The following is a 13,564-nucleotide window of genomic DNA, read 5'->3' as shown; positions in this document are numbered from 1 at the left end:
AAAAGAAGCAACGGGGATGTTTAGTCTTCTTCCACTCTGGGACTCAGCTACTGCTCTTTCAAATTTGTATTCTTTTTTTATTCAAGTATAATGAAGAAAAGCCACATATTGCTAAAAGGAGAGACTTATGAAACTAACAGAAATGCGAAATATCGGAAAAGAAATGGCGAATAAATTACATAGCATAGGGATTACGACTCCTGAAGAACTGCAATTAGCTGGCAGTAAAGAAGCATTTTTGCGACTAAGACTAACACATGAGAACGTTTGTCTTGTTCACCTGTATGCTCTTCATGGCGCCATTGAAAATCTTGACTACAATCAGCTTCCAGAAAAAACGAAACAAGAGCTGAAGTCTTTTAGCGATCAGCTAAAGTAACAAAGTATCTAAAACACATCTGCAATCGTTACTTCCCGATTACTTAAAATCTCAATATTCATGGTGAACAGAGGGAGACTTCTTCTTCTTATTGCAAGTCACGAAAATTCACTTTTTCGATGATGCACAAATACATACTCAACGCTGAAAACCACGAAAACTCACTCCTTATGATGCCATCGCGTACTTGGTGCTCAGAGCTGAGCATTTCTGTCTACCATCCTTTTACTCATTCTTCTCATCACTCTTCCTCACGTAAAAGTTGACGAATGAAACTATCTTTACGATGCATAATCATCTCCCAATCTTTAAAAATTTGCGCTTCTTCTTTTTCTACTTCTCTGATATGTCCTTGATTCAGTTCAAACAGCTTTGCTTGCGGATAAAGAAGAAGAATTGGCGAATGTGTACAAATAATTAATTGAGATTCTTGTTTAACCAACTCATCAATGAGAACTATCAGTTCTAGCTGAGACGCAACAGACAACCCTGTTTCTGGTTCATCTAAAAGATAGATTCCTTTTCCAAAAAATCGATATTTTATCAATTCCTTCAGAGACTCTCCTCTGGAAAACGTATGTAATTTCCGTTCAAATAACTCATCAGACACTTGTAATTCATCTAGCTCAGAAACCAAATTATAATAAGACTCCGCCCGATAAAAGTATGCATCTTTTGGATAAGAAGGATATCTAATTAACCGACACTCTTCGCCTAATGCAGCGTGCGTTTGATGAGTGACAAAGCGATTATTTTTCGATCCTCCCTCCATATTCAATCCCAGCAAGTCCGCAATAGTCTCTAAAATAGTTGACTTTCCAGAACCATTTTCTCCCGTGATAAAGCTTACAGGACAATCAAATGTTACTGTCTCCAATTCTTTCAAAAATGGAAATCCAAAAGGAAACTCATCTCTTACTTCTCCAGTAAATAAAAGCTGTTTAATATACATCTCTTCTCCTTTCTGTGCAAACTGAATGCTCCATTCACAAAAATGTCGTCCTCATGAATGGTAGTCCGTAAAAATTACTTATTCGTAATCTTTCTCTTCTATAGACTACACAGTAAAAACAGGAGTTGTCAATTCTTTCTTGAATACAAATCAGCCCATCTCTTCCCACTGTCACTTATATAGTTTTTCCAAAAACGATTGAATTGCTGCTGTCGTTTCCCTCCTCTTATACAACTTTTTTACCTCATGAACTTCTCTGCCATATCATTAGGAATCCTTTGTTCACTGTGTTATTCTTTGCCTAAAGAACGCATTAATCAAAGAATTTTTTTTAATTTATGTGTTTTTCTTATTATTTTTTAGAGGACGTGGAATCAAATGACAAAAAAACGCTCATTGTACTTATTTTTTCTCACATTAATCATTGGTTTAACTTATCAGTTTTTGCCTTATTCCGGACTAAACCAATCAATTTTGAATGTTGTTGGCAGCATTTGGAATGTTGCACTTGCAGGACTTGCTGCATTCTACCTTTCAAAAACAGAATTTCTTCAACAGTTTAAGCATCTAAAGTTCCTGGCTATTCTTTGGGGTATCCCATTAACTTTCGCTGTGGGCATCGCCTTTTCTACCATTTATAATTTAGTAATTGGACAAGCTACCACAAACTCGATAGGCTCCATTATCACTATTCAAATGGTTCTTTTACAAGTTCCTTTCATGTTAATGGGCGAAGAGGTGTTAAGTACAAATATCTTAATTGCTCTGCAAAAACAAGGAATTTCTTTCTTCTGGTCTAGTATTATCTGCGGGATTTTGTTTGCACTATGGCACATACCTGCATATGGTTTTCATCCTGTACAATTACTTGCCACACTCTTACCTACTCGTCTGGCATTGAACTATATTTGGAAGAAAACCGGCAGTATTTGGAACAGCTGGATTTGTCATTTTGTTTATGATCTAATCGGATTTATCGGATTTTTTGTGAAGTAAACAAAGGCTAAGAAAGAAAATGCACTAAGATTAGTCAAGAGAAATAGAGATTCTTGACTAATCTTAGGAAAGAGAAAGATGACATAACTATCTTAGCTTTATCCTACTCTTCTCATGCAACTCTCTCATCGAAACAGCCAGCCTTCAGGTACCTCATCTATTGGCGGCTTTTCTTTATAGAGTGCTCCAAATTCTTCAAATCTCTGTGCTAAATTAGTATCTACTTGTCCATATTTATTAGGCGAGATATTCATAAGAAAACTGATATTTTTTTCATTGTTCTCTTCTACTTTTTTCACTGCCCACTCCGCAGATTTCAGCGTCTCTGTCTGATAGCCTTCTTTCCAGAACCATGTTTTTGTATAAATATTACAGCTAGCTCCTGGACCGACAAAATCATCCTTTGCATCCTCCCCTGCTGCATTTTCATAAAATACTATATCCGTTGATTGAATCTCTTCTCCACTTCCTATATTCATCACTAAACAATTAGGCTGGATTGATTTCACAAAAGAGTCGATTTCTGAAAAATACAGTTCTGTAAATCTAGGTCCACCCCAAGGCGCATTCCATCCATCAAAAATCAAAAATGGAATTTCCCCATAATTCGTTAACAGCTCCCATAATTGTTCTTTAATAAATGCTACATCTTCCAACGTACAGCTTGTTTCTGTGATTCCATGGTGTAAATCTAATATTGAAAAATAAATTCCTGCCGAAATAGCTTCCTCTCGAAATGCTTTTAAATATTCATTTACCACATCTACTGGAAATGGACTATTCATGCAACTATGTCTGGTGGTATTCGTTGACCATAAAGTAAAACCTTCATGATGTTTTGCCGTCAGCGCAGCAAATTTTGCGCCTCCTGATTTTGCTACGCTTGCCCATTGTCTGCAATCTAGCTGATAGGGATTCCATGTTTTGGGATCAAATACATGGCGTGCTGGATCATCTTTCTCCGTAATCCCATAATCCCAATCGTGTACATCTGAATCATGAAATTGTTGCGTTGCACTATTAAAATGAATAAACGCTCCGTTTCGCAAATTCACAAACTCTTTTTGTCGTGTCACTAAATCTTTTCTCATTTTTCACACCTCATCAATTAGTCATATATTGCTATCAAATGTAAAGGATAGCGTTTAACAAGTAGAGTTTAGCAAATATTATTCTATTTTAGTGGTAAATATATGTGGTAAACTAGAAGAAATCTGTGGTTGTTAAGAGAAGGGAAAAAGACGATGGAATATCAAGTTGATCATTTTAATTCAGCAGACTATTTTGATTTCATTCAGTTTCAGCAATTCAGCTATCCTCTTCATTTTCATCAATTAATAGAGGTTGTTTATGTTATCGAGGGGGAATTAGAAGTGTTACAGATAGATGGAACGATTCTTTTATCTGCAGGAGAAGCGGTATTCTTTTTATCTAACGAACTTCATGGTTACAACTGTTCAAAAAACTGCGTGTACTACGCATTCATTTTTTCACCCAACTGGATTTCCAGTTTCTTGAAAACAATTAGCAATCTTTTCCCGCAATCGCCAAAATTTTCATTCAATGAACTACTCTCTGTAAAAAAGCAGGATTTAGATACCTTTTTTGAAAATCCATTTAAAATTCGGGGTTTTTTATTGATGCTTTGCGGTTATTTCTACGAGCAAGCTACTTGGACCACGCTACCCAAACAAAGTGATGCCTTGCTCGCAAATGTCATTGATTGGATAGGCCGACATTATCTTGAAGATATCTCCTTGTCAGATACAGCTTTCGCACTAGGCTACGATTCTTTTTACTTGTCCCACTTTATTTCTGAAAATCTAGGGACAACCTTTAAAAAATACGTCAATGGATTACGACTTGCACATTCATTAGACCTGTTTCAAACGACACAGCTTCCTATCGCAGATGTTGCAATCCAGTCAGGCTTTCCAACTGTCCGAACATTTAATAATCAGTTTAAAAGTACTTTCCAGCTAACACCCCGAGAGTATCAAAAAAAAATGAAGAAAAGATAGCTGTTTTCCTCTAGCTAAAAATTCAGAATAAAATCATTTACCAAAAACTGAAGAGCACCACCGTTTGAACCTAATCTGGTGCTCTTCATACTTATTTGGGCAGACCTTTTGTACTCCGCTTTTTAAAAAGGACAAAATAAAGAATAATTCCTGCTGCAATCATCCCTGTACTTATATAATTCGCCACACTCATGACCTGGACGCCTATTTCTGTAGGCGTCTGCGTACTTGTCATTGCTAATAAAGCTTGTGTAGAATTTCCTTCAAAATGAACGATACTAAACAATAGTGTCATCAAAAAGAATTGATGAGCGATACTTCCTTTGTTCTGCGTAGAATATTTTATCCATAATCGTTTATCCTGAGAAATTTGTTTCTGGCTGTAATAACTCTTAGTCAACCATGAATTAAGGACACTTTTGAAAAAGCTCAACAAAAAAATACCCGCAATTACCAATTGAGAGACCATCATCACCAGCAATCCACCTAATAAGCCTAAAAGCAGCAACTGTAACGTTTTTTCCCCAAAGTGTTTTATCAATCTTCCTGATAGCGCCATGGCAAAAATCATTCCTAAAGCATAAGGAGCATACAAATAAGTAGCTAATGATTCTCTTCCATGCACTCCAGTGATATAAAGTGAACCGAACAAAAATAGATAATTTCCGACGATGCCATTGATTAACGTGACAAAATTCAATGAGGAAGAAACTTTCCAAGTCCTTTTTTTCCAATAGCTATTGATACCTAATACAAACAAAAGAAAAAAGAGAGAAACCCCTAAAATAGAGTAATCAAACTCTGTTGCATTTGTCAGTAAGCGACCGCTTCTCAAAAAAAGCAACAAACAAAAAAACAAGAGGAACAACCCTAAATCTTTTTTAGAAAATGTATCCTCTGACTCAGTTGTTGCCAAATACGTAGCGTGACCTTTAAGCGATAAGCCTGCGAATAAATAATAAACGAGATATACAAAAAATATAAGTACTCCTTTATTTTGACCCCCAATCACCATTGCACAAAGAAGCAAAGCTGTTAGGATAAAAATGGCACTCACCGAAGTTTTCTTTTTCTTCCCAAACTCTTTTTCATACATCTTTACAGAGGTATTAGTCATAGGGAGCCATGCACCACTTAAGCCTAACAGTATTCCAGAAATAATATAAAGGGGAGAATAAACGGCAGCAATCATTCCTAAAAATGAACCAGCTCCTCCAAGTAGAAGAGAAAATCGAAGCAATTTTAAACTATCAATCGTATTTCTAATACCGCGAATTAAAAAAATACCTGTCATTCGGAAAGTATAAAATAAAACAAACGGCAAGATAGTTGCTACATTTACACCATCACTTAATTGAATAAATAAAATATATGGAATCAAAACAATTGTATTACTCAGTAAAAATAGTGAGCTTTCTCCACTCAGCTGTATTTGTTTCTTCAAAAATTCCATTTTTATCCCCTCAAATTCGTAATATCAGATTTTTATATAATCAAATAGTACCATAAAAAAGGAAAATGCTTAGGTAAATACATTTGTTCTCTTCTCATCTGTTGCCTAAAAAAGGCTTGCACGTATGCGCGCCTTCTCTTTTTTAATTTCTTACAATAGCTGAATCTTACTTGATCATCTTACTCCACTGAAAAGCTCTCTTTATCATATAGATGAGGAAAAAAAGAAAGGGTGCACCTAGTAAAATGATGGAGACAAACATTCCTTTGACTATATCAAACAGTAAAAATTCTAACATCGCTCCTTGGATGAGTAGATAGATTCCAGCAACATAAGCTGTTTTGCTAGACTCTTTACTCAACACTTTTTTGTCTAACCTCTCTCTTTTTTCTTTTGGTAAATCATTATATCCTGCAATAAACATCAACCATTGTCCTTTGGAAAAGTGATAACCAAGGACGAAAGAAACTAGTGCAAAAATAAGCAATACACAAAAAATAATGATATTTATAAACATAGAATCTCCTCCACAGTCCTCTAAATGAAACCTGCACACTATTCATTTAGGCTTTCTAACTCTAGTTTAAGAGAGAACTGAAAAAAAAGAAAGAGCTGTGGACGTTATTGGTGTTCCTTACACAAATAAGAAGACAACTTTAGTCTCTCTAGACCATCACGAAGCTGTAATAAGCACTATTTTAGAGTGGTATCATCCCCCGTCATCTCCTTCAATAAGTCATATGCATAAAAATAACGACCTCCAAAAGTTCGATTTTCGATTGAACTTTTAGAAGTCATTTCAACACCTACTTTTCACTCACAGTCTAATTCCAGAATTCTTCATTAACAATCGCTGTCAAAAATACATTTACAATAATACATATACTTAGTATTCTCATAAATACAAAATAAACCTCTCGCTCTTTTTTTATCTTCTTTAAGTCAACGAGTATATTTTCATATCTTTTGATCATTAAGTAGTCCTTTTAGATGAGGCATAAAAATTGCTCCTACAACTGAACGATTTTTAAAATTCATCATTAAGCCAGATTTTGTGTCATACCAGTCTGAGAATGGTACTCTAGAATTCGTATTTTCTAGATAATCACGAATAGGTTTAAGAAATTGTTCTGACATAGATTTATCATCCGTCAACGTAGAAACCCAAACCGTCCAATCAGCCTTTGTATAGCTTTCTCTACTGTCTAATGGCACACCAAACCGATTTCTTTGCGTCAAATAATGTTCGAGATCTTTTTCAATAATGGAATAATCAAAGAGTTCTAATTCAAAGAGCCTATCCCATACAATATTATATTTCAAACTCCACGTATTTGGTTGATCGAATGCAAGTCTTGTAAATTTCTCTTCAACAGCATTTTTCTCCCAATTTGTAGCCATTTCTTTTGCTGCATCCTGATAGACTATTCCTGCACCTTCACTATACTCATTTAACGCTTTCCCGAATATACTCAAAGCAACGATTGCTTTCAAGCTTAAATTTGAGTTATGAGCCAAATGACCTGCAAAATCATCCGTACACAATTGATTTTCAGGATCAACTCCATACTTCAACAAATATTCTGCCCAGCCTTTGTTTACTTCCAAGTATCGAGAGAAAAAAGCTGTATCCTTAGTCAAAAGAAATATAGTTGAAGCCATGATTAACATATTTCCAGTCTCTTCAATTGGCATTTGAAACTCTTCAGTATAAATATTCTGCCCACTTGGTAAACTAAAAATATCAAATACGGTATCATACGGTCCTCTAAATGAGCCATCATGATCGTTTAATCTATTCTCTGCATATACTTGGCCTGTCACATATGGGTAACGCCCAACATCATGAGGTGCATAGTCAAACTCCCAAACAGCCATCTCAATAAACCGATAAATTGGACGCATCATTCCCTTCACTAACTCTGGTTGAAAAATCAAAAATAGCGGGATTGAAGGGTAAGAGATATCTACAGTACCAATACAGCCATTTGAACTGCATTCTTTTGATAAGAAAATGACCTCTCTATTTTCATCACGTATCAACTTATGCGCACAAATCGCTTGTCTATAAGACATCGATGAGAGAAACTCCACTGTTTCACTTCCATATAACAAGCTCATCTGAGCAATCTCTTCATCTAATTTCGTACAACTTAGCAAGTTCTGCTCTATCTCTTTTAAATATTCCGTTAAGAGTTGATACATTGTTTCATATTTTTCTTTCCACAAAGCTGTTCTTGCTTGTCCAAAATAATTAATAGAAAAAATATCATCATATGCTACTAGGAAGCTTATCGCATCAGTAATTAAGTAACTTACTTCTAAATATTCATCTTTTTTTTGAACAATTGCACGCTGTTCACTTTGAAGCGCAACATATAGATATCCCCAATCAATGTCAATCAAATCACCGGTTGAATTTAATGGAGACTGTTGTGCTTTCCCCATCCAACCTATAGTTTCTTCTTTGGTGGTAATCGTATTCCAATTTACCTTGCCACTCATTTTCGAACTAGAATCTTGGCAGATCGACTCATGAAACCTCCAAAACAGCTCTACCTTTGCTTCTGGTGATACATTTGAGATACTTGTTGTTACTACAGTTACTGGTTCTGAAACTTTTTGAAGGTTTTTCAAATCCAAGTTAGTAGAAAAACATAGCTTGAGTTCTACAAGCTCATTACGAAATGTGTAAATTGTTTGAGTAGCAGTCACTTCAAGATTTGTTTGGAGAATGACAGGAACGGCGTTGTCTTCACCCATAAAACGATAGACCTGCGAATCAATTTTAATATAGCCACGAATGGGCATTTTTTTTCCTGTCCAACTCTCTGTATCAGTTTCATATAAATAGTCTGCTGGTGACCAAATAGAAAAATACGGATCACTTAGTATAAGCGGTACAGATGCTACTCTATTTACTTTTGTCATACTCATTCTCCTACTAGTTATTAGTTATATACTTTTTTACTGTTATTAAGAGCTTTCTTAATTTACTGCCAATTTATACATTTTATTTTTTGATAGACTTAAGACTCCAGCGGATAAATAGGCAAGTGCACTGATGATATCCACAAGAAGATAAGAAAACATTCCTACTAGCACTATCCATATTGGAATTTTTACCGCAATAGTTTCTTTTAATTTCGTACTTAAATAGAGATTGAGAACTCCCAACACAATAAAGAAGAAGCTATAAATCATTACAAAGCTGCTTAGATTTTCCGTTAAATAATTTAACCCTTTCGTGCTTGCATTCAGATTTTGAAATAGATTGTTTCTTACATATGGGCTGTAAAAAAATAATGTAAGTGTTCCATTACAAATATTCCACATGCCGCCGATTCGAATGATTACTCGTTCTAATTTTCTATTTGCTCTCTTTCTTTTATCTTTTTGTATCATAATCATTTCCCTATCCTTTCACACCGGCTGATAACGATAAGGACTCCATAAAATACTTTTGTGCAAATAAGAAAAGTAAAAATGTTGGAATAAGAGCTAATGCAGCAGAAGCCATCAAACTTCCCACATTAATATAATCTCCATATATTCCCTTTAACAACTCCAATCCTGAAGTCACAGTCATTTTATCAATATCATTAAAGACAATTGACGGCCACAGAAAATCATTCCACGAGCCAGTAAATGTAAAGAGTGCGACTACTGTTAAAATCGGTTTTATCAAGGGAAGTATCACTCGATAATAAATCGTAAACTCACTGGCTCCATCAATTTTAGCTGACTCGTCATACTCTAATGGGATTCCTTTCATAAACTGGCGAACTAAAAAAATATTAGCAACTCCACCCAATCCAGGAACAATGCATGCCCAAATTGTATTCACCCAACCAAATGAATCAACAATTTTATACGTTGGAATAATATTCACAACAGAAGGAAACATGGAGGCTGACATTAATACCCAAAATAAAGCATCTCTTCCTTTAAATTTTATTCTCGTATAGCCATATGCTGCTAATGAAACAATAACCAACACTAAAACAGTATGAATGACTGAAATAAGAAGAGAATTTACATACCATCTCATCATAGGTGCATTTGTCGTATTTTCTAGTACTTTGATATAATGATTCATCGTCCAGTTGATGGGCAATAATTGAAATCCTACTGATTTAATTTCTGTTTCCGATTTAAACGAGGTAAATATGCCAAATAGCAACGGAACAACCCACACAAAAGTCATTCCCAACAAGAAAATGTATGCGCCAATCCTAGTTTTACTAAGCCCTTTCATTTTCTATCACCCCTTACTATTATCTTTATTTAAAAGAATAAACTGTATCGCTGAAATAATTACCATAATCAAACCTAGCAACACAGCCATTGCTGATGCCATTCCTGCTACTGACTGACCTTTTCCAAAAGCAAGATTTCTAATATGCATCATAAGAACTGTTGTTGATTTAGTCGGCCCACCGTTTGTCAACATCACCGGTTGCCCATAAATATTAAAGCTTCCAATTGTTGTCATAACAAATGTATACAACAATGGAAATTTCATTGATGGAACGGTGATATAGAAAAACTTCTTAACTGATGACGCCCCATCAATATCTGCTGCTTCATAAAGCTCAGCTGGAATAGCACTTAGTGCAGCTCGGTAAATAACCATGTTTCCACCGATTCCCCACCAAATAGACACTACTAAAATCACTATCCATGCATATGGCTGTGCTGTTATCCAATTAACCTCCGAACCAAATAAATTATTAATTGGGCCCAGCCTTTTATTAAATACTAACGTCCATATCAAGGCGATTGCTGAGATTGAGAATAACCCTGGAATATAAAATATCGACTGAAAGATTCCGGCTGCTTTTATTTTTGTATTCAGTGCAATGGCAATAAGTAGAGGCACAATAATTAATAGTGGTACACTCACAACAACATAAATTAATGTGTTTTTTAATCCTTCAGAAAACTGAATATGGAATGTAGAGGAAGAATTAAATAAAATTTCTTGATAATTTCTTAATCCTACAAAAACTGCCTCACCTGTCATATCCCACTGTGTGAACGAAATATAGATTCCATAAACCAACGGAACCAAGCCAAATAGAGCAAAAAATATCAAGTGTGGGCCAATATATGCCCATGGTTTTAGTTTCGATTGTGTTGATTTCTTTTGTTTTTTACTTTTTTCTGTATAGTTAGTGGCCGTTTGCATCATTTAAGCACCTTCTTTTAGCTTATCATCAGCCTCTTTTTGTGCTTCTTTTAGACCTTCAGAGATATCAAGTCGTCCATAAACCATATCTCTTAGTTGTACACCTAAGGAGTCCAATGTGATCCCATTGTTTTTAAAGTCATAGATTTTTAAGGATGCCAATTCTTTGGGGTCACTTACTAGGAATGATTGCATGTATTCTTTATAGTCTGGGCTTTCAAAGATTTCTTTACTTGCAACATTTTGCCCTGATTCTGCCCATACATCTGAATTTTTCCGAACAAATTCAATGAACTCTCCGATAGCTTTCATTTTTTCTTCAGAACGCTCTTTCTTCAACAAGCCAAACTGATGGGAAGAAGTCCAGTTAGAAAAGGTTTTTCCATTAATTGACGGGGTATTTGTAATTCCATAATTTAATCCTTCAATTTCTTTATGCCCTGCGATTCCCCATGTTCCATCTTGAAGAAAGACTGATTCTCCAGATTGAAATAATTGTACTGCATCGTCTCCATCCTCTTGTGCAGCACCACTATCCACAAAATGCTTCAGTATTCCGATTGCCTCTTTCATTTCTGGTGTATCAACATTCGGTTTTCCATCCTTTTCAATGCTTCCACCTAATTCCGTCACAAAGGACATAGATGTCCACAACTCCAAATTCACAGGATAAGTAATTTTCCCGTCAACTTTTGCCTTTTTGGCAATTTCATCAATTTCTTCCACTGTGATGATTCCATCATCCAAAGCTGTTGGACCATATTTATTTAAAAGATCGACATTATAAAACATAGGAGAAGAATGTACGTCCAAAGGAACTGTATATCTCACTCCCCCAACTTCTCCTGACGCCCACGCTTGTTCAATATAATTATTTTCATTAATCTCTTTTTGATCCGCCAACACGTCTGTCATTGGTGTTACTAAATCTTGGGATTGGAATAATTCCACACGCTCTGCATGCATAACGGTTAAGTCTGGAACATCTTTATCTTTATTTGAATTCATCACCGTATTAATTTTGGTGTACATATCTGGAATAACAACATTTTTAATTTTAATATCTGGATTTGTTTTATTATATGCATCAACAATTTCTTGAAAATAGTCTCCATCTTTCCCAGTAAACGGATTCCATAAAGTAATTTGATTATCAGCAGAATTTCCACAGCCGCTAAGTCCCAAAATAGCAGCACCTAACAAAATTGATTTCAATACTATTTTTTTCACTTGTTCTCCTACTCTCTTCGATATTTAATCATACTTCCCAAAAAAACTTAATTGAAAAACTACTCTAGTTAGCCTTCGTGCGAACTTCTTAACCTACCATTATGCGAGAATCTATTTCCAAACTTTTTCGCCTCCTCATAATCAATCATTTCTTCCCACTGAAACACAAATCACCTAAGACTCTATACCTTCTCATAAAATTGACTAATTAGTTAATCAAATGGTAACATGTGTATAGAAATTAACTACTTCATCAACATCTACATATTAAGAAAGAAGGTAAGCGCTGTCAATGCATTATACTAATACTTAACACACTAAACAGTTTAGTTACTCCCACTTCATATTTCGTTTAAAACGCCTTATTTGATTAACTAAAAAGTAAAGAAAGAGTGATTTATCATGCAAATTGACACATCAATCCATTCTCTCCCCATATTTCAAGCACTTGCAAATGAAACTCGTTTAGAAATTATTCACTTGCTGGGAAAAAATGAAATGAATATTAGTACTCTTGCCTCACAACTAAACTTGAGTAGTGCGATCATCACTAGGCACATTAGACAGCTGGAGGATGCAGGAATCGTAAAAACCAGACGGCTCCCTGGTAAATCAGGCTTACAAAAATTAGCGAGCCTATCAATCGATTATATTGGTGTCAACTTTCCAGAAAAGATTTACCCTGAGTATCGAAGCTATTTGACCGAAATAAAGATTGGCCACTATACAGATTATCTGGTAGAACCTACCTGCGGACTCGCGACTGCTGAATCAATTATCGGAGATACCGATCAACCTAGATATTTTTTAGATAGTCAGCGTGTTGATGCAGAACTAATTTGGCTCGGAAAAGGATTCGTTGAGTATAAAATTCCCAATATTTTTCATTCCGATGAAACCGTGGAGCTTGTCGATATCAGCTTTGAAATTTCTTCCGAATTTCCAATTTCTAATAATACCTGGCCAAGCGACATCACTTACTACATTAACGGGATTAAACTGGGAACTGATACAATCTCGGGAAATTTTTCAGATGTACGAGGGAGAATCACACCTGACTGGTGGCCAGATATGTGTAGTCAGTACGGATTATTAAAACATATTCGAATTAATCGTTTTGATACAGGGATTGATGCAGTCCCTATTTCAAATCTTAATATCAAAGATTTGCATCTTGAAAATTCAGATTTTTTTACTTTTCGAATTGCATCAGAAACTGATGTAGAGAATGTTGGGGGCTTAACATTATTTGGAAAAAAATGGGGGAATCATCCGCAAAATATAAAAGTCTTAACCTATGTATCCTAAAAGACAACTCTTGCATACTTTTTATGAATAATAA

General features: G+C 35.3%; 13 protein-coding genes. 4 read left to right on the top strand and 9 right to left on the bottom strand.

All coding sequences use genetic code 11. From position 1 onward, the window contains the following. The first annotated feature begins 127 nt into the window (after positions 1–127). Complete coding sequence (locus I589_RS02550) at positions 128–379, top strand: TfoX/Sxy family protein (RefSeq protein ID WP_010769698.1); 252 nt, start codon at positions 128–130, stop codon at positions 377–379. 241 nt (positions 380–620) lie between these two features. On the opposite strand, the gene I589_RS02545 is transcribed toward I589_RS02550, so the two are convergent. Then, entirely contained in the window at positions 621–1,331 is a 711-nt protein-coding gene (locus tag I589_RS02545) for an AAA family ATPase (RefSeq protein WP_010769699.1), read from the bottom strand. 378 nt (positions 1,332–1,709) lie between these two features. Between I589_RS02545 and I589_RS02540 the strand changes: the two genes are divergently transcribed. After that, on the top strand, positions 1,710–2,327 hold the full coding sequence (locus I589_RS02540) for a CPBP family intramembrane glutamic endopeptidase (RefSeq protein ID WP_010769700.1): 618 nt from the start codon (positions 1,710–1,712) through the stop codon (positions 2,325–2,327). A gap of 125 nt (positions 2,328–2,452) precedes the next feature. Here the strand turns inward: I589_RS02540 and I589_RS02535 are convergent, their stop codons facing one another. Further along, entirely contained in the window at positions 2,453–3,418 is a 966-nt protein-coding gene (locus I589_RS02535) for an alpha-L-fucosidase (protein WP_010769701.1), read from the bottom strand. A gap of 153 nt (positions 3,419–3,571) precedes the next feature. Here I589_RS02535 and I589_RS02530 point away from each other — a divergent pair, with 153 nt between their 5' ends. Further along, positions 3,572–4,348: an AraC family transcriptional regulator gene (locus I589_RS02530; protein ID WP_010769702.1), complete on the top strand. Its 777-nt coding sequence runs from the start codon at positions 3,572–3,574 to the stop codon at positions 4,346–4,348. 91 nt (positions 4,349–4,439) lie between these two features. Here the strand turns inward: I589_RS02530 and I589_RS02525 are convergent, their stop codons facing one another. The 7 genes from I589_RS02525 to I589_RS02495 all read right to left on the bottom strand — a co-directional run bounded on the left by I589_RS02525 (position 4,440) and on the right by I589_RS02495 (position 12,222). Then, positions 4,440–5,801: a hypothetical protein gene (locus I589_RS02525; protein WP_010769703.1), complete on the bottom strand. Its 1,362-nt coding sequence runs from the start codon at positions 5,799–5,801 to the stop codon at positions 4,440–4,442. Between the two features lie 166 nt (positions 5,802–5,967). After that, positions 5,968–6,318, bottom strand: a complete 351-nt coding sequence (locus tag I589_RS02520; RefSeq protein ID WP_010769704.1) for a DUF3784 domain-containing protein — start codon at positions 6,316–6,318, stop codon at positions 5,968–5,970. 440 nt (positions 6,319–6,758) lie between these two features. Beyond that, positions 6,759–8,732, bottom strand: coding sequence for a glutaminase domain-containing protein (locus I589_RS02515; RefSeq protein WP_010769706.1), 1,974 nt, complete (start codon positions 8,730–8,732; stop codon positions 6,759–6,761). A gap of 57 nt (positions 8,733–8,789) precedes the next feature. After that, complete coding sequence (locus tag I589_RS02510) at positions 8,790–9,212, bottom strand: hypothetical protein (protein ID WP_010769707.1); 423 nt, start codon at positions 9,210–9,212, stop codon at positions 8,790–8,792. 4 nt (positions 9,213–9,216) lie between these two features. Further along, a complete protein-coding gene (locus tag I589_RS02505; RefSeq protein ID WP_010769708.1) occupies positions 9,217–10,059 on the bottom strand; it encodes a carbohydrate ABC transporter permease in 843 nt (280 codons plus the stop codon). A gap of 6 nt (positions 10,060–10,065) precedes the next feature. Further along, complete coding sequence (locus tag I589_RS02500; protein WP_010769709.1) at positions 10,066–10,995, bottom strand: carbohydrate ABC transporter permease; 930 nt, start codon at positions 10,993–10,995, stop codon at positions 10,066–10,068. Beyond that, positions 10,996–12,222 (bottom strand): extracellular solute-binding protein, encoded by a 1,227-nt coding sequence (locus tag I589_RS02495; RefSeq protein ID WP_010769710.1) that lies wholly within the window; start codon positions 12,220–12,222, stop codon positions 10,996–10,998. Between the two features lie 402 nt (positions 12,223–12,624). Between I589_RS02495 and I589_RS02490 the strand changes: the two genes are divergently transcribed. Continuing rightward, a complete protein-coding gene (locus tag I589_RS02490) occupies positions 12,625–13,530 on the top strand; it encodes an ArsR/SmtB family transcription factor (RefSeq protein WP_010769711.1) in 906 nt (301 codons plus the stop codon). Positions 13,531–13,564: the final 34 nt, after the last annotated feature.

The sequence above is a fragment of the Enterococcus phoeniculicola ATCC BAA-412 genome (genome assembly GCF_000407505.1).
Lineage (GTDB): Bacteria > Bacillota > Bacilli > Lactobacillales > Enterococcaceae > Enterococcus_K > Enterococcus_K phoeniculicola.
The sequence above is the reverse complement of the archived record's forward strand: the minus strand, read 5'-3'. Positions and strand labels throughout refer to the sequence as shown.